The organism is Sinorhizobium chiapasense (genome assembly GCF_036488675.1).
GTDB lineage: Bacteria > Pseudomonadota > Alphaproteobacteria > Rhizobiales > Rhizobiaceae > Sinorhizobium > Sinorhizobium chiapasense.
Genome location: NZ_CP133148.1, coordinates 1,108,254 through 1,132,381, shown reverse-complemented (window position 1 = coordinate 1,132,381; position 24,128 = coordinate 1,108,254). Strand labels below are relative to the sequence as shown.

The window sequence follows — 24,128 nt, the reverse complement described above, 5'->3', positions numbered from 1 at the left end:
GGCTTTTCAAACATTCGTGAGAGAGCGACTACGCCGAAACGTTGGTCTTCTCTTCGGACCGCTCCGAGTAGATGTAGAGCGGTCGTGCGGTTCCCTTGACCACCTCATCCGATATCACAACCTCGCGAACGCCTTCGAGGGTCGGCAGTTCGAACATCGTGTCGAGCAGAATCTTTTCCATGATGGAGCGCAGGCCGCGAGCACCGGTCTTGCGCACGATGGCGCGTCGAGCGATTTCGCGCAGCGCGTCCTCGTGGAAGGTCAACTCGACGTCCTCCATTTCGAACAGGCGCTGATACTGCTTGACCAGGGCGTTCTTCGGCTCCGAAAGAATCTGGATCAGTGCATCCTCATCGAGATCCTCGAGTGTTGCCAGAACCGGCAGACGGCCGATGAACTCGGGGATCAGGCCGAACTTGACCAGATCTTCCGGCTCAAGCTCCCGCAATACCTCGCCCACGCGGCGATCTTCGGGAGCGCGCACCGTGGCACCGAAGCCGATCGACGTCTTTTCACCACGAGCCGAAATGATCTTGTCGAGCCCAGCAAAGGCGCCGCCGCAGATGAACAGGATGTTCGTCGTGTCCACCTGCAGGAACTCCTGCTGCGGATGTTTGCGGCCACCCTGCGGCGGTACCGACGCAACAGTGCCTTCCATGATCTTCAAGAGGGCCTGCTGCACGCCTTCGCCGGAGACGTCGCGGGTGATTGAAGGATTGTCCGACTTGCGCGAAATCTTGTCGACTTCGTCGATATAGACGATGCCGCGCTGAGCACGCTCGACATTGTAGTCGGCGGCCTGCAGCAGCTTCAGGATGATGTTCTCGACGTCCTCGCCAACATAGCCCGCTTCCGTCAAGGTCGTCGCGTCGGCCATGGTGAAGGGAACGTCGATGATCCGCGCCAGGGTCTGCGCCAGGTAAGTCTTGCCGCAACCGGTCGGCCCGACGAGCATGATGTTCGATTTTGCCAGTTCCACGTCGCTGCTTTTCGCGGCATGCGCGAGGCGCTTGTAATGGTTGTGAACGGCGACCGACAGGATGCGCTTGGCCTGCTGCTGGCCGATGACATATTCGTCGAGAACCTTGATGATTTCCTGCGGAGTGGGAACGCCATCGCGCGACTTGACCATCGAGGTCTTGTTCTCTTCGCGGATGATGTCCATGCAAAGTTCGACGCATTCGTCGCAGATGAACACGGTCGGCCCTGCGATCAGCTTGCGAACCTCATGCTGGCTCTTGCCGCAAAACGAACAATAGAGGGTATTTTTCGAGTCACCGCCGTTGCTACCGCTGACCTTGCTCATTTCCACTTCCTTCCAGCACGCCGGACACCTTCGGAAAGATATCCCGGACCACTCAATTCGCCTTGCGTAAAAGCTTGCCACCCATCGCAAGGTTCTTGGGAGTACTCACCGTACCAGGCAATCGCCTGAATTTCGGCCGCAACGACTCTCCCGCCGAAACCCGAGCACCGTGTTTCGAAACTCCGACACAGCGCTTTGGTTCATATTAACGGCTTTACCCTGTCGATAAAGCCCCTTAGCTATTACAAATGTGTCACAATTGCATCGGTGGTGACACAAAAGCTTGAAATCAAGCCTGTTCGGCGCCTTCGGCTGCCTCACGCGACGTGATGACCTTGTCGATCAGACCCCAGTCCAGAGCCTCCTCGGAGCTCATGAAATGGTCGCGATCGAGCGTCTGTTCGACCTCTTCATAGGTCCGTCCGCAATGCTTGACATAGACCTCGTTCAGCCGGCGCTTCATCTTCAGAATGTCTCTCGCATGCCGCTCGATATCGGACGCCTGCCCCTGGAAGCCGCCGGAAGGCTGATGCACCATGATGCGGGAATTGGGCGTCGCGAAACGCATGTCCTTGTGACCCGCCGCCAACAACAGCGAACCCATGGATGCCGCCTGTCCGATGCAGAGCGTCGAGACAGCCGGCTTGATGAACTGCATCGTATCGTAGATCGCCATGCCGGCCGTCACGACGCCGCCGGGCGAATTGATGTAGAGCGCGATTTCCTTTTTCGGATTTTCAGCCTCGAGGAAAAGCAGCTGGGCGCATACAAGCGTTGCCATCTGATCTTCGACCGGGCCTGTCAGAAAGATGATCCGCTCCTTGAGCAGGCGCGAATAGATATCGTAAGAACGTTCGCCGCGGTTGGTCTGCTCAACAACCATCGGCACCAGCGCCATGGCCGTATCAACTGGATTTCTCATATCGAACCTTCATCAATCGGGGCCGCAATCCCTCGCGGACCGGGAATCATCGGATAAGCCTCTATCCTTACATAGAGTGTCAATGCCCTTCACTTCAAGTCGCGAACATTCGATAGGCATAATGGTCGCGGGCCATCCGCCTCAAGGTCCGCCCTCCTCCACATGCCCGCCTTCCCCGATTGCTCACATGCATTGCGGACGCATCGGTAAACGATCGGTAAAGCTCGCCGCGCTTGAAACGTCGCGCTTTCATAGTTGGGACTCCAGCGGCAAGAAGCGGATTGCTCCGGCGATCAGCCGCCGAAGAATACCGGCATCCGGCTCGCGCCGCAGCAATCTTTCCGTTCGGTTCGAGCGATCACGCCAGACCGGCCTGCCATTCTCCAACGCCAGCCTATAACTCATCTCCGGCAATGTCTCGTCGTCGAATATCGACTGAAGTTCTTTAGCCAGAGCCTCATCCGAAAATACGACCCCCATTTCCGTGTTGAGCGAGGCCGAACGCGGATCGAAATTCATCGAGCCGACATATCCGATCATCCCGTCGATGACGAAGGCCTTGGTGTGCAGGCTTGCATTGCGGGCGCCGAACAGAGACATGCGGTGACGGTCGATGAAATCGCCACGCTCCTTGAGTTCGAACAGATCTATTCCGCCGCGCAGCAGCCCTTTGCGATATTTCATATAGCCACCATGTACAGCCGCGACGTCCGTGGCGGCGAGCGAATTCGTCAGCACGGCCACCTTCGCCCCCTTCTTGGCGAGCGCTGTCAGTTCGCGCGTTCCTTCGGCGCCCGGGATGAAGTAGGGGGAGATGATGCGCAGATCACGCTTGGCGGCGTTGATCAGTGGAAAGAGTTCACGCAGCAGCCAGTTCTGGCGCTTCTGCATCAGCGCCTTTTCAGGCGGATCGAAGGCAATACGGACATCCGCGCTCCGGTGGAGCGGGCGGCTGCCCCGAAAGCACCCCTTCTCTGCGACCGCCTTGCCGACCTGTTCCAGGTAGAACCGCGCGGCGGGGATGCGGGCAAACGCATCGAGCGTTTCACGCAGCGCCGGCAGAAATTGCTTGCGCGGCGTACGCAGCGCCGCGATCGGCAGGACGGAGGCGCTGTTCCAATAGCGATCGAACATCTCTGTCGCCTGATCGACGACCGGTCCACTCATCCACACATCCAGATCGCGAAAGTTCGAGAGTTCGGCCGCGTCGAAATAGGCATCGCCAATATTGCGCCCGCCGGCAATCGCCAACCGCCCGTCCGCTACCCACAGTTTGTTGTGCATGCGGCGTGTCGCGCTGAACGCCCGGATAGCCATCTCGAAGCCGCGGCGAAAGCGGTCTGTCCGCGCCCGGCTTGGATTGAACAGGCGCACGTCGATATTCGGATGGGCATCAAGCGAGATGCACAGGCGATCATGGATCCCCGCATTGATATCGTCGAGCAGCAATCGAACACGCACGCCGCGGTCGGCGGCCATGACGAGTTCGCGGGTCAGCAGAAACCCGGTCAGATCGTCCTTCCAGTAATAATATTGCAGGTCGAGGCTGCGCCCGGCTCGCCGTGCGGCGTGCGCCCTCGCGACAAAGGCCTCTATGTTGTCGGATATCAACGCCACGCCGCTCTGGTGAGGGTGATCGAGCAGGAGCAGACCGATGTCCATGTCGATCTCCGTTTCGTTCTCGGCGACAGGCAGCGCAAAGGAGGGCTGTGCCTGCGGACGACGTCCGAGCCGCCCGTAGACGTAGAGGATCGCCGCACCGGCGACGGCGATCACAACGGCGAGAGAAACCGCAATCCAAGACACCATCGCACGCCGCCTCAGCCTGCTTAAGCCGAATCCGTCCCGATCAACTCGGCGCGACCCGGATCGTTTTCGCTTTTGTGAACGGCCTTCAGGTCAATCGATGCCTTTACCGGCAGATGGTCCGAGGCAATACGCGCGAGCGGCGAGTCATGCACCGCCACGGACGTCACCAGATGATGCGGATTACCAAGCACCCGATCGAGCGGAAGCAGCGGAAAACGCGACGGAAAACTGGCGACCGTCGCGTGCGAGGGATCAAAGGTCGGGCTCAGAAACTTGAGTGATGAACGCTTGCCCATGCGCCATTCGTTGAGGTCGCCGATAAGCAGCGTTGGTCGACCGACCCCGTCGGCGGCAGCACGCAGAATGGCTTCGGCCTGCTGGGCTCGGGAGTGACGCAACAGTCCAAGGTGGGCGGCGATCACCCGTAGCGGTCCGGCCTTGAGGTCGAGGTCGACCACGAGGGCGCCGCGCGGCTCGACACCGGGCAGCTTCAACTGGCGGATGTCAGAAACCGCCCCTTCTCTCAGCAAGAGGACGTTACCGTGCCAGCCGTGCCCTTTGGCGGAAAAGGGTGAAATCGGCACCGATACCAGATGCGCCTCACGCCGCAGGTGTTCGAGATCGAGAAGGCCGGCACGTTCGCCGAAGCGCTGATCCGCTTCCTGCAGGGCGACAATATCCGCGCCGATCTCGCTGATGACCTGGCCGGTGCGCGCCGGATCAAACCGGCCATCGGTGCCGACGCATTTATGGATATTGTAGGAAGCTATGACGATGTCCCCGCGATCCACCGCCGCATCACGCCCCACGACCGTGGGCCGTCGCTTGCGGATCGCCGCCAGGATGCCCGCGGATAAACTGTTATGAACTTTTGCCATGCCGCTCCCTGCTTGCTGCCGCATCATGCTCAAATAGGTAGGCCCGTGCTACCGAAAAAGTCCGGGCCACGCATCTTGTTCGTTCAGGACCATTGATCTCACATCGACAGCCTGCACCACACGTGCGTCGACCGATTACGCTTGCGGCACCGGCGTCCGGCGCAATAGAGATGCAGATGAAGCAGCGAGTCTACCCATACGTGAAGAGTTGAGTCATGCCCGAAGTTCCCGGTATTTCGATCAACGGTTCCAGCCGTCGCGTTTCTCTCGACGTTCGCAATCCGGACTTCTTCCGCAATCCGCTCCCGGCCTATGCGGCCCTCCATGCGCAATGTCCGGCCTTCTTCTGGGAGGAACGGCAGCAATGGTATTTTGCCGGCTATGATCAGGTGAACGGCCTTCTGCGTGACCGCCGTTTCGGTCGCCAGATCCTGCATGTCGCGACGCGCGACGAACTTGGAATGCCCGAGCCGAAACCGCATCTGAAGGATTTCGATGCGCTGGAGGCGCATTCGCTGCTGGAACTGGAGCCGCCGGCGCACACGCGGCTGAGGACGCTCGTCAACCGCGCTTTTGTTTCGCGGCAGATCGAACAGCTTAGACCCGAGATAGAGACGCTTTCGCACGCCGTCATCGATAGTTTCGAGAAGAACGGCGAGGTCGAATTGCTGAAGACGTATGCCGAGACGATCCCGGTGACCATCATCGCGCGCATGCTGGGGATTCCAGTGGACGCGGCCCCTCGCCTTCTCGACTGGTCGCATCGCATGGTCCGGATGTACGTCTTCAATCCGACCTTCGAAACGGAGCTCGACGCCAATCAGGCGTCCGCCGAATTCGCCGCCTATCTGAGCGACGTCATCGCTGAAAAGCGCTCTGATCCGGGCGACGACCTGCTGACGCATATGATCGTTTCGGAGAAGGATGGGGAGCGACTGTCGGACGCCGAACTGATCTCGACGACCGTGTTGCTCTTGAATGCCGGTCACGAGGCAACGGTCCATCAGATCGGTAATGCCGTGCGCACGATCCTTCAATCGGGTCTTTCCCCGGCTGAACTCTTCGCAACCGAGGAATCGACGGAACGGACTGTCGAAGAATGCCTGCGCTTCGCGGCACCGCTGCATATCTTCCAGCGCTATGTGCTGGCGGATATCGAGCTCGAGGACGGCATCGCCCTCAGGAAGGGTGACAAGATCGGGCTGATGCTGGGTGCGGCCAATGTCGATCCGCGGAAGTTCTCGGCACCCGGCACGTTCAGACCGGATCGCGACGAAGGCCCGAATGTTTCGTTCGGTGCGGGTCTGCACTTTTGCATCGGTGCGCCGCTCGCGCGCCTCGAACTCAAGCTTTCCCTGCCGATCCTTTTCCGACGCCTGCCGGGCATGCGGCTCAAGAACGAGCCGCATGTCAAGGATAGCTTCCATTTCCACGGCCTGGATCGCCTGGATCTCATCTGGTAGCCGGCGGATCGAGCGGCGGCAGAGATTGGGTTAGACAGCCTCGGCCCGCCGCACGCCGTAGCGCTCCGCCGGGCGGTCGTGAGAGAGATTGGGTGCGAGCACCATGCGCGCCTCGAAGAAAGCCTGCCAGTCGCGCGGATCCGGCAGTGAGGGAATCGTGATCAGTTCGCCCTGATCGAAGCCCGCAAGGGCCGCATCGACCATGTCGGTCACATCCATGACCATCGACGGATCGAACCGGCTCGACGACACGCCCGCGCGTTCGAAGATCTCCGTGCGGGTGAGGCCCGGCAAGACGGCTTGAACCTTCACGCCCTTGTCGGCGACTTCCGCATTGATCGCTTGCGTGAGGTTGAGCACGAATGCCTTGCTTGCATTGTACGTGCCGTTGAAGCGCTCTGGAACGAGCGCGACGACCGAGGCGATATTGATGATTGCACCCCTGCCGCGTTCGGCAAAGACCTGGGCTGCGGCGACTGCAAGACGGTTTACGGCGACGACGTTGAGGTCGATCATGGTGTCGAGATAGTCAGGGTCGTCGTTCAACAGCGGTCCCTTCGGCCCGATACCGGCATTGTTGACGAGAAGCTCGATCGCCTCGTCTTCGCGCAACCGTTTCTCGACAGTTCGCACATCTTCCTTCGACGTCAAATCCGCTCTGAGGACATCGATTTTTACGCCGTATTGCGTGCCAAGGCGGGCGGCGAGTTCGCGCAGGCGCTTTTCATCACGTGCGACCAGAACGAGATTATGCCCGCGTTGCGCCAGACGGTCCGCATAGGTGGCGCCGATACCGGAAGAGGCGCCGGTGACCAGCGCCGTTCCCTTGTAGACTGCTGCATTCATTTCTCACTCCGTTCGTGGCTTCGATTTACTGGCATATGCCACTATATAAGCCGCAACTGGACGCTCGACAAGGGAGACACTACGAAAGTGCTAGAGCGCCGCGCGTTCAAATGAACGCGCAACGGACGCTCCAAAGTTTTGAATCTAGAGCATCCTTCTGCTTTCAGTGAACCCACGTGAAAGCAGGATGCTCTAGCGCGGCAGCGCAGAGGAGGCGATCGGTGACGAAAGACGATATCGGCGTATGGGACGTCTGCACCAACACTGCGTTGAGGCGCGCTTCGCGCCAACTGAGCCAGCTTTATGATGATGTCCTCGCCGCAAGCGGCCTCAAGATCACGCAATTCTCTCTGCTGAGCCAGATCTGGCGAAGCGGTGACGCCTCGCTAAAGACGCTCGCCGACCTCATGGTCATGGATCTCTCGGCGCTCGGCCACACACTGAAGCCGCTCGTTCGCGACGGCTACGTCGAACTCGTGCCCGATCGAAATGACCGCCGCGTGAAACGGGTGCAACTCACCCCACTCGGCTTAAGGAAACAAGAGGAAGCGCTGGCATTATGGACGGAAGCGCAGGCCCGTTTTGATAAAAGCTACGGCAAGGCGCAGTCCGAAGCGCTGCGCAAGGACCTGAACCTGATCGCAGCGAGCAGCTTTGCCGATACCTATAGAAGTGGCTGAGCATTGATCGCGGCGTAGCGCGATTACAGGCGGATGACATAGTCCTTGCGAGTCGTTTCAACGACTTCCCAGATTCCCTTGAAGCCAGGTCTGAGGACCATGCTGTCGCCGGCCCGCAGGTGAACGGGCTCATGCCCTTCTTCGGTTACGATCGAATGACCGGACAGGATGTGGAAATACTCCCATTCGTCGTAAACGATCCGCCCCTTTCCGGGCGTCGCTTCCCATATGCCCGCATAGAGGGCGCCGCCCGCCTCCTCCAAGTTCCAGGTGCGAAACTCGGGATTCCCGGAAATCAGCCGGTCGGACGCTGGCGCGCCAAGTTCCGCTTCGACGGAAGACAGATCGAACTTTAGGAAACTGGTCATGGGTGCACCACCGCTTCAGATCTTCGCAAGGGACTGTTCAAGGTCGGCAAGTATGTCGGCAACGTCCTCGATGCCGATGGAAAGGCGGATGACGTCAGGCCCAGCGCCGGCCGCGACCTGCTGTTCCGGCGTGAGCTGGCGATGCGTGGTCGATGCCGGGTGGATGACGAGCGACCGCGTGTCACCGATATTGGCGAGGTGCGAGAACAGTTCGAGCCCTTCGACGAAGCGTCTTCCAGCCTCGTAACCGCCTTCCAGACCAAAGGTGAAGACCGCACCCGCCCCCTTCGGGGAATAGCGCTTCTGAAGCGCCTTGTTCGGATCATCGTCGAGACCGGAATAGCGAACCCAGGATACCTTGTCGTGTTCCTTCAGCCACCTTGCAACCGCAAGGGCATTGTCGCAGTGGCGCTGCATCCGGAGCGGCAGCGTCTCGATGCCGGTCAGGATCATGAAGGCGTTGAACGGCGAGATCGCCGGCCCGAAATCGCGCAGGCCGAGCACGCGCGCCGCGATGGCGAACGCGAAATTGCCGAAGGCCTCCTGCAGCACGACGCCGGCATATTCCGGGCGCGGTTTGGAAAGAAGCGGGTATTTTCCCGGCTTCGACCAGTCGAAGGTGCCGCCATCGACGATGATCCCGCCCATCGAATTGCCGTGGCCGCCGATGAACTTGGTGAGCGAGTGAACGACGATGTCCGCGCCGTGCTCCAGCGGCCGCAGCAGATAGGGTGTCGCCATTGTGTTGTCGACGATCAACGGCAGGCTATGTCTGCGCGCCACCTCGGCGATCGCCGCGATATCGACGAAGGTGCCACCAGGATTGGCGAGACTTTCGATGAATATTGCCTTGGTTCGCTCATCGATCCTGGCATCGAAGCTTGCAGGATCCGCGCAGTCCGCCCAGCGAACCTGCCAGTCGAACGATTTGAAGGCATGGCCGAACTGGTTGACGGAGCCGCCATAGAGCTGCTTCGCGGCGACGAAGTTGTCGCCCGGCCCCATGATCGTGTGGAACACGAGAAGCTGTGCCGCATGTCCCGAAGCGACAGCAAGTGCAGCCGTGCCGCCCTCGAGTGCGGCGATGCGCTCTTCCAACACGGCTTGCGTCGGATTCATGATCCGGGTGTAGATGTTGCCGAACTGCTGCAGGCCGAAAAGTGCGCCGGCGTGATCGGTGTCGTCGAAAACGAAGCTCGTCGTCTGGTAAATCGGCGTCGCCCGCGCGCCGGTTGTCGGGTCAGGCTGGGCCCCAGCATGAATTGCAAGCGTGCTGAAACCGGGACCGGCCTTCGTCATTCATTCCTCCCTGAGCCCTCCGGCGCCGCGCGTCTTATCAGACCCGCAAGGTCACTGAGCACTTTGTATTGTTGCATGATTTATCGGTCGAACGCCTCAGATTACGGCATCATGCAGTCAGCCTATGAGTCGCGGATACTCGATCGCTGGGCAGCGGTCCATGACGACCTTGATCCCGGCGGCCTCCGCCTTGGCGGCAGCCTCGTCGTCCCGCACGGACAGTTGTCCCCATATCACCCTCGGCAAGGACGGAAGCTCGAGGATTTCGTCGACGAGCGCGGGCAGTGCGTAGGCGGCGCGGAAGACATCGACCATGTCGACAGGCTCGTCGATATCCGCGAGCCTCGCCACGACGGGCTGGTCAAGGATCGTCCGGCCGGCCTGACCCGGATTGACCGGAATCACGCGATATCCCTTGCGCAACAGAAATGCCATCACGCGGTGACTCGGCCGCTCGCTCTTTGGCGAGGCACCGACCAGGGCGATCGTCTTCGTCGTGCGCAGGATGTCGGCGAGATAAAAATCCGGATAGATGTCGTGATTCATGCTGCACATCCAGGGATTGTTCGTACGCGCGGATACTTGGCCCCGCACGCCGACAAGTCAACCGAACGTGGGCGGGATCGTTCACCATTTCAACAGCCGCGCCGGCATTTCGGCTTCGCCTGATCGAATCCGATTGCTTTTCGCCCGGCGCCGCTCCACAACCCGGGAGCGCTCACATCGTCCCCGCCGAGGTTCATTTTGCCGCTTGATGTTATCGTGCTTGTCCTCTTCGGGGCGCTTCTGCACGCAACCTGGAATGCACTCGTCAAGGCCGGTTCGGAAAAGTCGCTGGATGCCGCCATGGTTGCGCTCGGCGCCGCGGCGGTGGCCGTGCCTTTCCTGCCGTTCCTGTCGCTCCCCAACTCCGAAGCTTGGCCCTTCATCCTGGTTTCGGCGGTCTTCCAGTTCGTCTATTTCCAGTTGGTCGCGGCATCCTATCGCGCCGGTGACATCGGCCTCGTCTATCCGCTGATGCGCGGTGTCGCACCGCTCATCGTCGCCTCGACGAGCAGCATCGTCGTCGGTGAGGAACTGAGCCGCGGGGCCGTCGCCGGAATCATGACGATTTGCGCCGGCGTCCTCACACTCGCATTCGAATCCCGCAAGGGCGGCAGGCATGCGATCCTGTTGGCGCTCGCCAATGCCTGCGTGATCGCATGCTACACCTATGTCGACGGTATCGGCGCGCGGATTTCCGGCAACGCGATTTCCTATACGCTATGGATGGCTTTGCTGCCACCGGTGCTTCTCTTCGCCTGGGCGTTTGTCCGCCGCGGCGTCAAGCCGGTGCTGCGCCATGTCCATCATTACTGGCGGCGCGGACTGATCGGCGGCGCCGGGTCGATCGGCGCCTACGGGCTCGCGCTTTGGGCGATGACCAAGGCGCCGGTCGCAACGGTCGCGGCGCTTCGCGAAACATCGATCCTCTTCGCGGTCGTGATCTCGGTGGTGTTCCTCAAGGAGCGCGTCAGCATCTGGCGCATCGCTGCCGCATCGGCCATCGCGCTCGGCGCATTGCTCCTCAAGCTTGCCTGACGATCAGTCTTCCTTCCACTCCGGCATGCGCTTGCCGAGAAAGGCTCCTATACCTTCTTCCGCGTCGCCCGCGAGCATGTTCTCGACCATCACGCCGACGGCATAGTCATAAGCATCCGCCAATGGCAGTTCAGCCTGCTGATAGAAGGCTTCCTTGCCGATTTTCAGCGCCTGCGGCGACTTCGAGGCAATGACGGCGGCGTATTTGTCCACCACCTGGCGCAGATACTGCTGCGGCACGATGCGATTGACGAGGCCGAAATCCTTGGCTGTGGAGGCGTCGATCGTTTCGCCGGTCAACAGCATCTCCATCGCCTGCTTGCGGTGCGCGGCGCGGGAGAGCGCAACCATCGGCGTCGAACAGAACAGACCGATATTCACGCCCGGCGTACAGAAGGTCGAACTGTCCGTGCAGATCGCCAGATCGCAGCTTGCCACCAACTGGCAGCCGGCGGCCGTCGCGAGACCGTCGATCTCGGCGATCACCGCCTGGGGCAACCGGGTGATCTTCAACATCAGGTCCGCAGCGAGCCGGATCGTGCGCTCAAAAAAGGCCCGGCCGCGATCTTCGTCAGCGCGATGCAGGGTCATTTCCTTGAGATCGTGACCGGCCGAAAAGAGCTTGCCCGCAGCCGCAATCACGATCACCTTGATGTCCTTCGAGCCGCCGACTGCATCCAACTCGGCCAGAAGTGCTTCCATCAAGGCAATCGAGAGCACATTCGCCGGCTGATTGTTGAGCGTCAGCCGCAGGACCGGTCCGTTTACCTCGCGCAGCAGCAAGCCGTTCGGCTCTTCCTTCCTGAATGAAACGACGTCCGCCATAACCTTCTCCGAATGATTGCCGTTGGCGATGCGTGGTACGCCGCTCAAGCCGCTCTTTCAACCCCGAAGCCATTTGGCCTAAGACCATTTTCCAGCTTGCGCGATCGGCGCGGACATCCTGTAACGAGGGCAGATAAGAGGAGGAAGGCGATGAAGCTGCAGCCGATCATGACCGTCGACGAGTTGAACAGCTTTCTCGATACCGATTTTCCGCAAGTCCATACGGACGGCAAGGTCTTCGCCGTGACCGGTGCCGGGCCGGGCTTTGCAACGATGCGGCTCGATCCGAACGAACGACACATCCGTCCCGGCGGCACAGTGTCCGGCCCGACATTGTTCGCCCTTGCTGACGTATCCGCCTATATCGCGTTGATTGCGCATATCGGCCCGATTGCTCTTGCCGTCACCACCAACCTGAACATCAATTTCCTGAGAAAGCCGGAGCCGGAGCCGCTCGAATGCACCTGCCGGATCCTGAAACTTGGCAAGCGGCTTGCCGTTCTCGACGCTTCGATAACGCCCGTCGGCAGCGACGAATTGGTTGCTCACGCCACCGCCACCTATTCGATTCCGCCGCGCTAAATTGTGGTACCATCACACCACACATGTAAGTGGTTGATTTTCAAAAGTATTCTTTTCCGTGGTACGAGAAGATGTCCTTGACGGCATTTTCGCACTTGCGTATAAGCTGCCCGCAGATCGCGGTCCCCTTCGGGCCGCCTTCTTTTTTGACCCGCCCCGCGGGTCAAACCAAGCAACAAGAAACGCCCGGCGGTACGCTTCCGGGTCCAAAGAAAGAGTTTAGATATGGCAACCTTCGTTCAGAAGCCTGCAGAGGTGGAGAAGAAGTGGATCCTCATCGACGCCGAAGGCCTCGTTGTCGGTCGCCTCGCTTCCATCATCGCAAATCGCCTGCGCGGCAAGCACAAGGCCACCTTCACCCCCCATGTTGACGACGGCGACAACGTCATCGTGATCAACGCCGAGAAGGCCGTTCTCACCGGCAAGAAGTACACCGATAAGAAGTACTACTGGCACACCGGTTACCCGGGCGGCATCAAGGAGCGCACCGCGCGCCAGATCATCGAAGGCCGCTTCCCGGAGCGCGTCATCGAGAAGGCCGTTGAGCGCATGGTTCCGCGCGGTCCGCTCGGCCGTCGCCAGATGAAGAACCTGCGTGTCTACGCCGGCTCCAACCACCCGCATGAAGCACAGCAGCCGACCGTCCTTGACGTCGCCAAGCTGAACAGCAAGAACACAAGGAGCGCCTGATAATGGCTGACCTTTCCGCTCTCAAGGATATCGCCACGACCGCGGAACCGGCTGCTCCGGTTCACGTCAAGAAGGTCGACGCGCAGGGCCGTTCCTACGCGACCGGCAAGCGCAAGGACGCTGTCGCCCGCGTCTGGGTCAAGCCCGGCTCCGGCAAGATCACCATCAACGGCAAGCCCTATGCGGCTTATTTCGCTCGCCCGGTTCTGCAGATGATCCTGCAGCAACCGATCGTCGCTGCTGCCCGTGACGGCCAGTTCGACATCGACGCGACCGTTGCCGGCGGCGGCCTCTCCGGCCAGGCCGGTGCCGTTCGTCACGGTATCGCCAAGGCTCTCACCTACTTCGAACCGGGCCTGCGCTCGGTTCTGAAGCGCGGCGGCTTCCTCACCCGCGACAGCCGCGTGGTTGAGCGCAAGAAGTACGGCCGTGCAAAGGCACGCCGTTCGTTCCAGTTCTCCAAGCGTTAATCGCTGGCAGTTACTGCACTTGCAAAGGCCGGGCATGTCCCGGCCTTTTTTCGTTCAGAGCAATTCCGGAAAGTCACGCAGCGGCTCTCCAGCCGGAATTGGGTAGCTTCAAGTCAGATCGGCAGTTCCGTGGTCGACTTGAGTTCCCTCAGCACGAAGCTCGACACCACAGTCCGCACATGCGGATTACGCATCAGATAGCGCGTCATGAACGCGTCGTAGCTTTCCACATCTGTCGCCCGGATCTTCAGCATATAGTCGAACGTCCCGGAGAGCGCGTAACATTCCATGATTTCCGGCCTGTCCCTGACCACGGCCGAGAACGAGGCGATCGCCTCGTCGTGGTGATCCTCGAGTGTGACATGGGCGATGATGCAAAGCTTCAGATCCAGCTTTGCCGGATCGAGCAGCGCCACGCGCTTGCGGATCACGCCATCCGCCTCGAGTTCCTGCAGCCGACGCCAGGCCGAGCTTTGCGACATGCCGGCCTTCTCGGCCAGTTCCGCGAGCGACTGGCCGCCGTCGGCCTGGATCAGGCGAAGCAATCGGCGCAACGGTTGGAACGATTCCTTCAATTCTGACGGCATTTCGAAATTTCCTCCCGCCAGGAAGCCGACAACCGGCAACTGTGAAACAAATACTCAGCCCGTTGGGGATACAATTGCAACAGTAATCTGTTCTGACGAATGAGGAGACGTCATGACCAAGCAAAGCACCTACACCGCGAAACTGCCGGAACCGGACGGCACCTATCTCTACACACCGGAGGAAGATGCGGTCTGGGGCGAACTCTATCGGCGGCAGATCAAGCTGCTTGCCGACAAGGCGTGCGACGAATATCTCGAAGGCGTGCGGACCCTCGGCCTCAATCCGGACCATGTCCCGCAGCTTAAGGACGTCAACCGAAGACTCGCCGAAACCACCGGCTTCGGCGTCGAGGGTGTCCCGGCGCTCATTCCGCCTTCGCGCTTCTATGAGCTTCTGTCGCAGGGCAAGTTCCCGCTCGCGACCTTCATGCGCCGGCGGGAGCACATCGACTATATCGAGGAACCGGACCTCTTCCACGAGGTCTTCGGCCATTGCCCGCTGCTGACAAACCAGAGCTATGCCAACTTCGTCCGGCGCTTCGGCCAGAAGGCGGTCAAGCTCGGCAAGGAGTATTCGTGGCATCTGTTCCGCTTCTTCTGGTTCACGGTGGAGTTCGGCATGATCAACACACCGAAGGGCCGGCGCAGCTACGGCGCGGGTATCGTCTCGTCAACGAGCGAGGCGCGCCATGCCATGGAGACGATGGACTGCGAATTCCGCCCCTTCGATCTGATGAGCGTGCTGCGAACGCCCTACCGCATCGATATCGTCCAGCCGATCTACTACGTCATCGATAGCTTCGCCCAGCTCGAGACGGTCATCGAGGCGGACATCGCGGCTCGGATCAATGAAGCCAAAAGGCTTGGCGATTTTGCGCCGACCTTCGAGGCCAAGGCGTCCTAGGGGCCTGCCCCTTCGAATGCACATGATTTTGCCGGCAAGCTCTTGCCTTGCCGGCATCGATTGTCCAACGTCCCGTCAATCTGACGGGAGACGGGCATGGCAAACAAGACGATCGACCACGCGATCACGGCAAGATCACTGACGGCGGCGGCGTCCGATCCCACCCATGCCGGTATCCTTTCCTTCATGCGGCGGAAATACACCAAGCAATTGAAGGGCGTGGACACAGTCGTCTGGGGCATTCCCTTCGACGCAGCGACCTCCAACCGCCCCGGCGCCCGTTTCGGACCGCAGGCGATCCGCCGCGCCTCCGCGATCTTCGACAACGATCCGCAATATCCGTTCGAGCGCGATCTCTTCGCCGACATGGCGACGATCGACTATGGCGACTGCCTGCTCGACTACGGCAATCACACCAAGACGCCGGCGACGATCGAGTATGAGGCGGCGAAGATCCTGAAATCCGGCGCCTACCTGCTGACGCTCGGTGGCGACCATTTCGTCACATATCCCATACTCAAGGCTCACGCCGCCCTGCATGGCCCCCTCGCCCTCGTTCAGTTCGACGCCCATCAGGATACCTGGCCCGACGAGAAGGGCCGCATCGACCATGGCTCCTTTGTCGGTCGCGCCGTGCGAGAGGGGTTGATCGACGCCGAGCGTTCGATCCAGATCGGCATCAGGACGCACGCCCCCGAGGATTGCGGCATCAGGATCATCTACGGCTACGAGGTCGAGGACATGCGCGCCGAGGAGATCGCCGACACGATCGTTCGGCACGTCGGCAGCCAGCCCGCCTATCTCACCTTCGATATAGACTGCCTCGACCCGGCCTACGCGCCTGGTACCGGTACGCCGGTGGCGGGCGGTCCGTCCAGCGCGAAGATCCTTTCGGTGCTGCGCAAGCTCGGTGCTCTCCACATCGCCGGCAGCGACGTCGTCGAGGTGGCGCCTGCTTATGACCACGCCGACATGACCGCCATTGCTGGCTCGACCATCGCCATGTATATGCTGGGCCTGCGCGCCGAATGGCTCGCGGAAAGGCGAGGCTAATTCGCAGCGACCGCTAAGAAATTGATTCAATTCTATGCCAGACTGATTCCGGAAAATTTCCGTAACCGTCTGCAGGAACAGGTAAATCATGAAACCGAAGATCTTCATCGATGGCGAACACGGCACCACGGGGCTGCAGATCCGCACCCGCATGGCCGGTCGTACGGATGTCGAACTGCTGTCGATCCCGGAAGCGGAGCGCCGCAACGCCGCGATGCGCGAGGACCTGCTCAACGGTGCCGACATCGCCATTCTCTGCCTACCGGACGACGCCTCGCGCGAAGCCGTATCGATGGTCGCCGGCAACAATCGCGTACGTATCATCGACACGTCGACCGCACATCGCGTCGCGCCTGACTGGGCCTATGGCTTCGCCGAAATGGACAAGGCGCAGCCCGGCAAGATCCGCGAAGCGCGGCATGTTGCAAACCCCGGCTGCTACCCGACCGGCGCCATCGGCCTGATCCGGCCGCTGCGCCAGGCGGGTATCCTGCCGGACGGCTATCCGGTGACCGTCAATGCGGTTTCCGGCTATACCGGTGGCGGCAAGCAGATGATCGCGCAGATGGAGGACGAGAAGAACCCGGACCACATCAGCGCCCCGCATTTCCTCTACGGCCTGACGCTCAAGCACAAGCATGTCCCGGAAATGAAGATGCACGGCCTGCTCGAACGCGCGCCGATCTTCTCGCCGTCCGTCGGCAAATTCCCGCAGGGCATGATCGTGCAGGTGCCGCTGTATCTCGATGACCTCGCCGCCGGCGCGACGCTTGAAAGCATCCATGCAGCACTCGTGGAGCACTATGCCGGCCAGTCGATCGTCGAGGTTGCCCCGCTTGCCGAAAGCGCGCAGCTCGCCCGCATCGACGCGACGGAACTCGCAGGCAAGGACACGATGAAGATTTTTGTCTTCGGAACGAGCGGCGGGACCCATGTCAACCTCGTCGCCCTGCTCGACAATCTCGGCAAAGGCGCGTCGGGTGCCGCCGTCCAGAACATGGACTTGATGCTTTCGGCCTGAATGAAGCAGTGAAAAAACAGATCCCCCGACAGTCGCCTGCCGGGGGGCTTTTTTTTCGCCGTTGCACGTTTGCTTAGTTGCGGAGCTCGATCGCCGTCGATTTCGGGTACTCGCCGACGAAGCCGCGCCAATGGGCGATGGCGAAGCCGAGCACGACCAGCGCGCCCGCCTGGTGCAGCACGCCCCAGCCGATCGGCACCTCCAGCACGAGCGTCGTGATGCCGATCATCGCCTGGATCGTTACCAGGGCGAAGAGGACCACCGAGCGTCGCGCATGCGTCGTTTCCGGCGCCGCCCGCAATGAAGCAAGCATGTGCACCAGTGCCAGTGCGAACAGCAGATAGGCGCCGGCACGGTGGAAGAATTGCACCGTCTTCGGGTTCTCGAAGAGATTGATCCAGGCGGGTTGCTGTACGAACAGCCCTCCCGGAATGATCGCGCCGTCCATCAGCGGCCAGGTATTGTAAGTGAAACCTGCATCGAGACCGGCCACCAGCGCGCCGAGATAGATCTGGAACAGGCTCATGACAGCGAGGATTGCCGCCATCGATCGCGACGTTTTCGTCGGGGCGGCCTCGCCCGAGTGCTGGCAAAGACCGCGCAGGATCCACATGCAGCCCGCAAAGATCAGGCAGGCGATGACGAGGTGCGTGGCCAGCCGGTACTGGCTGACCTCGGTGCGTTCGACGAGGCCGGAGGAGACCATCCACCAGCCGATGAAGCCCTGGAAGCCGCCGAGCGCCAGAATGCCGAGAAGAGGCCACCTCAAGCGTCGTTCGATCCGACCCGTTACCCAGAAGAAGAAAAGCGGCAGCGCGAAGATCACGCCGATGGTGCGCGCCAACAATCGATGCGCCCACTCCCACCAGAAGATCGTCTTGAACTCCTCGACCGTCATGCCCTTGTTGAGCTGTTCGTATTGCGGAATGCGCTGATAGAGGCGGAACTCCTCTTCCCATTCCTCGGCGGAAAGCGGCGGAATGACACCATGAATGGGCTTCCACTCGGTGATCGATAGACCGGATTCGGTCAAGCGCGTCGCACCGCCGACGAGCACCAGGGCAAACAGAGCGAAGAGAACGACCGCGAGCCAGCCGCGGATCTGCCGACGGTTGCGCTCTGTCCTGCCGATCTCCCTCAGGAGCGTCTGTTCTGTCGCCAACTCGACGTGGGCCATGGCTTTTCCTCATTTCTCGCCGGGACGCCGCCATACCTGCGGCAAGGTAGCCACTCGGCCGGCCCCGAAAGCCGTTGATTTGCACCAGAGTGCCGTGCAAAACAAGGCCGAGGCCTTTGCGGCATGCCGTCGCGGCTACTGCATGATTCCTTAAATCGCCAGTCGATTTGAGGAAACATGCAGTGATTCAAAGTGCTGCAGCGTCCTTGCCGCGTCTGATAAGACGCGCGGCGCTGTAGTGAAGCGCAGCCATCCGAAAGAAATGAAATGCCCGTACGCCTCAGAAAACTGATCGGCACGATCCTCATCATCATCCTTGTCATCGTTTACGCGCTGGCAGCCATAACCTTCGCTTCGCTGCTGCTCGGAACATCGCCCTGGTGGGTGCATCTCATCTATTTCTTCCTGACGGGCCTGCTGTGGATCCTCCCCGCGATGCTGATCATCAAGTGGATGGAAAAGCCCGCCAAGAACCGCTGATTGCCGGGGGCATGAGATGAGGATCGCGGTTATCTCCGATATTCACGGCAACGACCTCGCGCTCGAGGCGGTGCTTGCCGACATCGCCGCGCAGGGGATCGCGGAGATCGTCAACCTCGGCGATCATCTGAGCGGTCCGCTCAACGCCGCGCGAACCGCCGATATCCTGAGCAAACACGACATCCCCGCGATCCGCGGCAACCACGATCGTTATCTCCTCACGCTCGATCCCGCCCGTATGGGGCCTTCCGACCGTGCCGCGCATGACCAGCTTGAACCGTCTCACCTTGCGTGGCTTGCGGCTCTGCCTGAAACCTTGGTCTATCGAGATGCGCTTTTCCTTTGTCACGGCACGCCGCGCAGCGATGAAACCTACTGGCTGGAAACGTTGACGGCCGATGGCGTAGTCCACATGGCGGGACGCGACATCATCGAGAGCTTCGCCGCTGACATCGACTATCCCGTGATCCTTTGCGGCCATACGCACATTCCGCGGGCCGTCCGGCTCGCCGACGGCCGCCTCGTCGTCAACCCCGGCAGCGTCGGCTGCCCGGGCTATGACGACGACGAGCCCGTTCCCCACAAGGTCGAAACCGGTTCGCCGGACGCGCGCTATGCCATCATCGAACGCACTGCCGGCGACTGGAATGTCACCTTCCGTTGCGTACGCTATGATCATATGACCATGTCGCGCCTTGCCGCATGTCGCAACCGTCCCGAATGGGCAAGGGCGCTTGCGACCGGCTTCCTCGACTGACGCTACTGCGCGTGTTCCAACGCGCGGAGGTCCGCGCCGGTGATTACAGCTATGTTTCGCGTCACCTTGTCGACCGCCCCGCGGAACACGAGCTTACTGGCGTGAGGTTCATGCTTTGCTAACCGCATTCTGCCGTCGCCCGCGAAAGAGCCGCCACTCGGCTCGAAATTAAGCCGAATGTAGCGACATCTACGCTTCAATGGATGCACGAGCCCGCTTCCGAACGGTAGATGAAATGACGAATGCCTGTTTTACTTTGACGTCGTTGGACGACCAGCTGCCGAGTGATCGCGTCTCGACCCAGTGTTCAAAAGCACAAGACGCCGAAAAGATAACGGTCTCCATCCACACCGACATGGACACGCTCGAAGCGGAGTGGCGCGTACTGGACGAGAACGGCCAGAACTCGCTGCACCAGAGCTTCGACTGGTGCGCCGCATGGCGGAAAACGCACGAGCGTCAGACGCTGTTCGTTCGCGCTGCGCGCGGCCGGCAAACGCTCTTTATCCTGCCGCTCGAAATCGACCGGGGACGCCTCTTCCGCACGGCGCGGCTTATCGGCTCCGATCACAGCAATCTCAACACCGGTTTGTTTGCCGATCAGGATGCAACGCCGCCTACGGAACTCGTGCGCGTGCTCACCTGCGGAATCAAACGCCAGCTGCGAGGGTTCGCGGATATCGTCACGCTCGACAAGACGCCGGAAACGTGGCGCGGGAAGGTTCACCCGCTTGCCGCGCTGCCCGCCTTGCAGAATGCCGACTCCTCATTCCAACTGCCGCTCCTCAGGAATATCGAACGTACGCTGGCACAGCTCAACGCAAAGCGGCGACGCAAGAAGATGCGGATATCGGAGCGGCGCCTCGCCGTCCTTGGCGGCTACGACTACGTGGTCGCCCGCGAGACATCGGAAGCGCACGCGCTTCTGGAAACCTTTTTCCACCAGAAGGCGGCACGCTTCGAGGCGCATGGCCTGCCGGACGTGTTTCAGGATGCCAAAACACGCGCCTTCTTCCGTCAGCTTGCGCAGCGCGGTCAGGCGGCGGACGGCCAGTTGCTGGAGCTAAACGCGATTCGCCTCAAGGACGAGCATGAGGGCCGGATCCTTGCGATCGCCGGCCTTTCGCGCAAGGGCGATCATGTCATCTGCCAGTTCGGCTCGATTGACGAGGAGATTGCCGCCGACAGCAGCCCGGGAGAGTTGTTATTTTACAGGATAATCGAGCGGCTGTGTCTCGAAGGCGTGGCGCTCTTCGATTTCGGGATTGGCGATCAGCCCTACAAACGCTCGTGGTGCACAATCGAAACCCGGTTGCGGGACATCGTCCTTCCCGTGACGCTCCGCGGATACCTGGCTGCCAATTTTTATCGCGGAGCAATGCTGGCCAAGCGGCTGATAAAGACCAACAAAGCATCCTACGCATTCGTCCAGCGGCTGCGCCAGCGCTGTCAATCAGTGCAGAAGCCGGCGGTTGCGGCGGACGAGCATTGAGCGTCTGAACGGCGCGCGTGCGCTTCAGGCCGCGTGGCGATCCGGAAAATCGGGGTCGCTTTCGCGCTGACCGGTCATCAGCACGATGTTGCGGTATCCTGCCTCGCCGAAATCTGTGAGCAGCTCCACAATCCGCTCTTCGCTGACGGACGAAGCCGACAATATGATCTCCGTCCCCTCTCGCCGGGCAATTCTGGATACAGCGCCGGCGTCCGCCGGCCCACACTCGATCAGGACCAGATCATAGGCATTGGTGAGCGCGTCGATGATCATCTGTAGCCGCTCGATGCCGCGCATTGCTGTCCGCGGGTCGGAATCCCCCCGGGGAACGATATGCGCTTCCGAGAAGCGGTCCGCGTGTATCGATTCGCCGAAGGCGACTTCACCCGACAGCAGGTTCGTTATTCCCGGCAGCGCCGACGATTGTGCCATCAGCCGCGTCGGGCAAGCCGAGCCGGAAAGATCGATGAGAACGACTTTCTGGCCGTCCTCCGCCAGGAGCCGCGCCAGCATCACAGTCGCCGTCGACCCTTCGTCGCCGCCCGGCGATACGGAAACGGCTATCCGGACGTTCTGGTCGAGAAGGTGAGCGGCAACGAACTCGATCGAGAAATCGCTCTCCGCTGCCTTCGTATCCCCCGCGGATTCACGGTCTTGTTCCGCCGCTTCGGTGTCCGCAAGCGCGAGCATCGGCTCCGCGGACTCCGGTTCCACCGGAATGGCGGGCAATTGTTCGGAAGCGTCCGGTTCCGCAACCGAAACGGGCTTAAGCGCCCGTCCGCTGAAGAGTTCGCCGAGCATGATGACGACACAACTGATCAGCAAGGTGGCGAGGGCCGCGACCACCGTGATCGGCATTATCTTGGGGAAGTCCGGGGTGCTTGGAACAACCGCATTCGAAATCACGCGCGCATCCGCCGGCGTTGCGTTTGCAACCGTGCGCGATGTCGCCTCCCTGTACCGTGCGAGATAGGTTTCGAGAAGCTGCCGCTGCGCGGTTGCTTCGCGCTCCAGCGCGCGCAAGCCGACCTCTTCCTCTCCCGCCTGCGCGGATTGTGCCTTCAGCGTGTTGAGGCGCTGCAGCACCTGTTCTTCGCGCAACTGCCCGACCTTCGCTTCGTTCTCGAGGCTGACGAGAACCTTGCGGGTCTCCGTGCGGATTTGCTCTCTGATGCCTTCAAGCTGCGACTTCAATGCCTTGAGCCGCGGGTGGCCGTCGAGCAATGACGTCGACAGATCCGCAATCTGCGCCCGGACGTTGGCTTCGTTTTCCTTCAACCGTTGGATCATCTGCGAGCCGGTGACGTCGGTCAGCGTGTCCGGCGCACGGCCGTCGGCGAGCGCCGTCCGCACGCCTTTCGCGCGTGCCTCGGCATTGGCCCGCTCGCCGCGCACGCGGGCGAGCTCGCTCGAAATGTCGGTGAGCTCACGCGTGGCGAAGTTTTCTGTCTGGCCCGTCGGCAGCAGGCCGGACGAGGCACGGTAGGCCGCAACTTTTGCCTCGGCCTCGCGCACCTTTTCGCGAAGGTTAGCGATTTCCGGTTCCAGCCAGCGGCTTGCCTCCGAATTCGAGTCGAGTTTCGCGCCGCTTTGCAGGGATAAGTAGACCTTTGCCATCTCATCGGGGATGGCCGCCGCGAGCTTGGAGTCTTTCGAGGTGAAGGCGATGGCGATCACCCGCGACTTTTCGACCTGATAGACCTGTAACTTGGAGTCGAACTCCTTCAACACCCGCTCTTCGGGCGGCAAGTCGAGGGGGTTCTTTCTGACGCCGAGCATCACCAGAAGATCGGAGAGCGCCGAGGGTTCGGCCGAAGGATCGAACTCCTTGCGTTCATGCAGCTTCATGTTGCGCGCCACCTGCTTGATCAGATCGGCGGAGCGCAGCACTTGAACCTGGCTTGAAATACCCGATTCATCGAAAACCCGTTCGGATCCCGCGGGGGCAATCTGGTTCCTTCCGCTGAACTCCGGCTCGCGCGATTCGATCAGCAGTCGCGCTTCACTCTGATATTGTGGAGCGATCATCGTCGCGGTGGCGAAAGCTGCGACCGCGACGCACGCCGTGGCGAGCAGAACCCGGGTTCGCCGCTCCCAAACGGCACGAAAGAGGCCACCGAGATCTATATCCACATCCTGCTGCCCGCCGTCGATGCTCGACATGCCTCAACTCCGAAGCTTCTTCATTCGGCCGGAAAGTAAAGGAACATGGTAACGCAAGGGTTAATGATGAACACAACCCTAAGGTGGCACGCCTTGCCGACGCCCTATCAAAATTCCTGGGCGAGTTTACCGGCTATTAACCCTAACGGACCGATAACGTCGCCAGAGGTGATCGTTTCCGGAGCCCATGACCCGCATGTCGACCGCAGGCAAGAAGACAGCACGCGCTATCGCATTGGCGATATTGTCGGCAGTGGTCGGCGGCTGCACGAGCTACCAGCCGGCTCCCAAAGCGTTCAGCGAGGCCACCATTCAGCCCTACAGGCTGGACAGCGGCGACCGCCTTCGCATCAACGTGTTCGAACAGGCCGGTCTCAGCGGCACCTATACCGTCGATCAGGCCGGCTATGTCGCCTTCCCGCTGATCGGCGCCATACCGTCGCGTGGCCATACATTGCCGGAACTGGAAGGCATGATCGCCGCAAAGCTGCGCGAAGGCTTTCTCCGGGATCCGGACGTCACGATCGAGGTGGACCGCTATCGCTCGGTGTTCATCATGGGCGAAGTCGGCCAGGCGGGCCAATATAGCTACGTTCCCGGTATGACGGTCCAGAATGCGATCGCAGTGGCCGGCGGCTTCTCGCCGCGTGCGAACCAGTCGAACGCCGATATCACCCGCAAGATCAACGGCCGCATCATTACCGGCCGCGTGCCGATTTCCGATCCGGTCATGGCCGGCGACACGATCTATGTCCGCGAACGGCTGTTCTGACAT

General features: G+C 60.9%; 25 protein-coding genes. 13 read left to right on the top strand and 12 right to left on the bottom strand.

Features of this window, described 5'->3' with window-relative positions:
• Positions 1 to 28: 28 nt before the first annotated feature.
• From clpX to RB548_RS05405, 4 genes are all read right to left on the bottom strand, one after another.
• Positions 29 to 1,306, bottom strand: a complete 1,278-nt coding sequence (clpX, locus tag RB548_RS05420) for an ATP-dependent Clp protease ATP-binding subunit ClpX (RefSeq protein ID WP_136504267.1) — start codon at positions 1,304 to 1,306, stop codon at positions 29 to 31.
• Positions 1,307 to 1,595: 289 nt separating this feature from the next.
• Positions 1,596 to 2,228 carry an ATP-dependent Clp endopeptidase proteolytic subunit ClpP gene (clpP, locus tag RB548_RS05415; protein WP_153436929.1) on the bottom strand — a complete coding sequence of 211 codons (633 nt, stop codon included), beginning with the start codon at positions 2,226 to 2,228 and terminating at the stop codon, positions 1,596 to 1,598.
• Between the two features lie 249 nt (positions 2,229 to 2,477).
• Positions 2,478 to 4,037, bottom strand: coding sequence for a phospholipase D family protein (locus tag RB548_RS05410; protein ID WP_331373993.1), 1,560 nt, complete (start codon positions 4,035 to 4,037; stop codon positions 2,478 to 2,480).
• A gap of 20 nt (positions 4,038 to 4,057) precedes the next feature.
• Positions 4,058 to 4,915, bottom strand: a complete 858-nt coding sequence (locus RB548_RS05405; protein ID WP_331374891.1) for an endonuclease/exonuclease/phosphatase family protein — start codon at positions 4,913 to 4,915, stop codon at positions 4,058 to 4,060.
• 215 nt (positions 4,916 to 5,130) lie between these two features.
• Between RB548_RS05405 and RB548_RS05400 the strand changes: the two genes are divergently transcribed.
• Positions 5,131 to 6,378 carry a cytochrome P450 gene (locus RB548_RS05400; RefSeq protein ID WP_331373992.1) on the top strand — a complete coding sequence of 416 codons (1,248 nt, stop codon included), beginning with the start codon at positions 5,131 to 5,133 and terminating at the stop codon, positions 6,376 to 6,378.
• A 30-nt stretch (positions 6,379 to 6,408) separates the two neighbouring features.
• Here the strand turns inward: RB548_RS05400 and RB548_RS05395 are convergent, their stop codons facing one another.
• Positions 6,409 to 7,224: an SDR family NAD(P)-dependent oxidoreductase gene (locus RB548_RS05395; protein ID WP_331373991.1), complete on the bottom strand. Its 816-nt coding sequence runs from the start codon at positions 7,222 to 7,224 to the stop codon at positions 6,409 to 6,411.
• Positions 7,225 to 7,445: 221 nt separating this feature from the next.
• Between RB548_RS05395 and RB548_RS05390 the strand changes: the two genes are divergently transcribed.
• Positions 7,446 to 7,904 (top strand): MarR family winged helix-turn-helix transcriptional regulator, encoded by a 459-nt coding sequence (locus RB548_RS05390; protein ID WP_331373990.1) that lies wholly within the window; start codon positions 7,446 to 7,448, stop codon positions 7,902 to 7,904.
• 23 nt (positions 7,905 to 7,927) lie between these two features.
• On the opposite strand, the gene RB548_RS05385 is transcribed toward RB548_RS05390, so the two are convergent.
• The 3 genes from RB548_RS05385 to RB548_RS05375 form a co-directional block, all read right to left on the bottom strand.
• On the bottom strand, positions 7,928 to 8,272 hold the full coding sequence (locus RB548_RS05385; RefSeq protein WP_331373989.1) for a cupin domain-containing protein: 345 nt from the start codon (positions 8,270 to 8,272) through the stop codon (positions 7,928 to 7,930).
• A 15-nt stretch (positions 8,273 to 8,287) separates the two neighbouring features.
• Complete coding sequence (locus tag RB548_RS05380; RefSeq protein ID WP_331373988.1) at positions 8,288 to 9,571, bottom strand: O-acetylhomoserine aminocarboxypropyltransferase; 1,284 nt, start codon at positions 9,569 to 9,571, stop codon at positions 8,288 to 8,290.
• 117 nt (positions 9,572 to 9,688) lie between these two features.
• Entirely contained in the window at positions 9,689 to 10,117 is a 429-nt protein-coding gene (locus RB548_RS05375) for a CoA-binding protein (protein ID WP_331373987.1), read from the bottom strand.
• Between the two features lie 198 nt (positions 10,118 to 10,315).
• Between RB548_RS05375 and RB548_RS05370 the strand changes: the two genes are divergently transcribed.
• Positions 10,316 to 11,152, top strand: coding sequence for an EamA family transporter (locus tag RB548_RS05370; RefSeq protein WP_331373986.1), 837 nt, complete (start codon positions 10,316 to 10,318; stop codon positions 11,150 to 11,152).
• Between the two features lie 3 nt (positions 11,153 to 11,155).
• Here RB548_RS05370 and RB548_RS05365 read toward each other — a convergent pair whose 3' ends face one another.
• A complete protein-coding gene (locus RB548_RS05365) occupies positions 11,156 to 11,977 on the bottom strand; it encodes an enoyl-CoA hydratase (RefSeq protein ID WP_331374890.1) in 822 nt (273 codons plus the stop codon).
• A 150-nt stretch (positions 11,978 to 12,127) separates the two neighbouring features.
• Here RB548_RS05365 and RB548_RS05360 point away from each other — a divergent pair, with 150 nt between their 5' ends.
• From RB548_RS05360 to rpsI, 3 genes are all read left to right on the top strand, one after another.
• Positions 12,128 to 12,559, top strand: coding sequence for a PaaI family thioesterase (locus tag RB548_RS05360; protein WP_331373985.1), 432 nt, complete (start codon positions 12,128 to 12,130; stop codon positions 12,557 to 12,559).
• Between the two features lie 225 nt (positions 12,560 to 12,784).
• Complete coding sequence (gene rplM / locus RB548_RS05355) at positions 12,785 to 13,249, top strand: 50S ribosomal protein L13 (RefSeq protein ID WP_064240798.1); 465 nt, start codon at positions 12,785 to 12,787, stop codon at positions 13,247 to 13,249.
• 2 nt (positions 13,250 to 13,251) lie between these two features.
• Positions 13,252 to 13,719 carry a 30S ribosomal protein S9 gene (gene rpsI, locus RB548_RS05350; RefSeq protein WP_136504255.1) on the top strand — a complete coding sequence of 156 codons (468 nt, stop codon included), beginning with the start codon at positions 13,252 to 13,254 and terminating at the stop codon, positions 13,717 to 13,719.
• Between the two features lie 113 nt (positions 13,720 to 13,832).
• On the opposite strand, the gene RB548_RS05345 is transcribed toward rpsI, so the two are convergent.
• On the bottom strand, positions 13,833 to 14,306 hold the full coding sequence (locus RB548_RS05345) for an Lrp/AsnC family transcriptional regulator (RefSeq protein ID WP_331373984.1): 474 nt from the start codon (positions 14,304 to 14,306) through the stop codon (positions 13,833 to 13,835).
• A gap of 112 nt (positions 14,307 to 14,418) precedes the next feature.
• Here RB548_RS05345 and RB548_RS05340 point away from each other — a divergent pair, with 112 nt between their 5' ends.
• From RB548_RS05340 to argC, 3 genes are all read left to right on the top strand, one after another.
• The gene (locus RB548_RS05340) at positions 14,419 to 15,210 is read left to right on the top strand and encodes a phenylalanine 4-monooxygenase (RefSeq protein ID WP_331373983.1); all 792 of its coding nucleotides are present in this window, start codon (positions 14,419 to 14,421) and stop codon (positions 15,208 to 15,210) included.
• Positions 15,211 to 15,306: 96 nt separating this feature from the next.
• Complete coding sequence (speB, locus tag RB548_RS05335; RefSeq protein WP_331373982.1) at positions 15,307 to 16,263, top strand: agmatinase; 957 nt, start codon at positions 15,307 to 15,309, stop codon at positions 16,261 to 16,263.
• An 88-nt stretch (positions 16,264 to 16,351) separates the two neighbouring features.
• A complete protein-coding gene (gene argC, locus RB548_RS05330) occupies positions 16,352 to 17,284 on the top strand; it encodes an N-acetyl-gamma-glutamyl-phosphate reductase (RefSeq protein ID WP_331373981.1) in 933 nt (310 codons plus the stop codon).
• Between the two features lie 73 nt (positions 17,285 to 17,357).
• Here the strand turns inward: argC and RB548_RS05325 are convergent, their stop codons facing one another.
• Entirely contained in the window at positions 17,358 to 18,461 is a 1,104-nt protein-coding gene (locus tag RB548_RS05325; RefSeq protein ID WP_331373980.1) for a COX15/CtaA family protein, read from the bottom strand.
• 267 nt (positions 18,462 to 18,728) lie between these two features.
• On the opposite strand from RB548_RS05325, the gene RB548_RS05320 reads away from it, so the two are divergent.
• From RB548_RS05320 to RB548_RS05310, 3 genes are all read left to right on the top strand, one after another.
• Positions 18,729 to 18,941, top strand: a complete 213-nt coding sequence (locus RB548_RS05320; RefSeq protein ID WP_180940733.1) for a DUF2842 domain-containing protein — start codon at positions 18,729 to 18,731, stop codon at positions 18,939 to 18,941.
• A gap of 16 nt (positions 18,942 to 18,957) precedes the next feature.
• Entirely contained in the window at positions 18,958 to 19,698 is a 741-nt protein-coding gene (locus RB548_RS05315) for a metallophosphoesterase family protein (RefSeq protein ID WP_331373979.1), read from the top strand.
• 355 nt (positions 19,699 to 20,053) lie between these two features.
• The gene (locus RB548_RS05310) at positions 20,054 to 21,190 is read left to right on the top strand and encodes a GNAT family N-acetyltransferase (RefSeq protein ID WP_331374889.1); all 1,137 of its coding nucleotides are present in this window, start codon (positions 20,054 to 20,056) and stop codon (positions 21,188 to 21,190) included.
• Between the two features lie 24 nt (positions 21,191 to 21,214).
• Here RB548_RS05310 and RB548_RS05305 read toward each other — a convergent pair whose 3' ends face one another.
• Entirely contained in the window at positions 21,215 to 23,353 is a 2,139-nt protein-coding gene (locus RB548_RS05305; protein WP_331373978.1) for a GumC family protein, read from the bottom strand.
• A gap of 196 nt (positions 23,354 to 23,549) precedes the next feature.
• On the opposite strand from RB548_RS05305, the gene RB548_RS05300 reads away from it, so the two are divergent.
• Positions 23,550 to 24,125 (top strand): polysaccharide biosynthesis/export family protein, encoded by a 576-nt coding sequence (locus tag RB548_RS05300; protein ID WP_331373977.1) that lies wholly within the window; start codon positions 23,550 to 23,552, stop codon positions 24,123 to 24,125.
• The last annotated feature ends 3 nt before the right edge of the window (positions 24,126 to 24,128 follow it).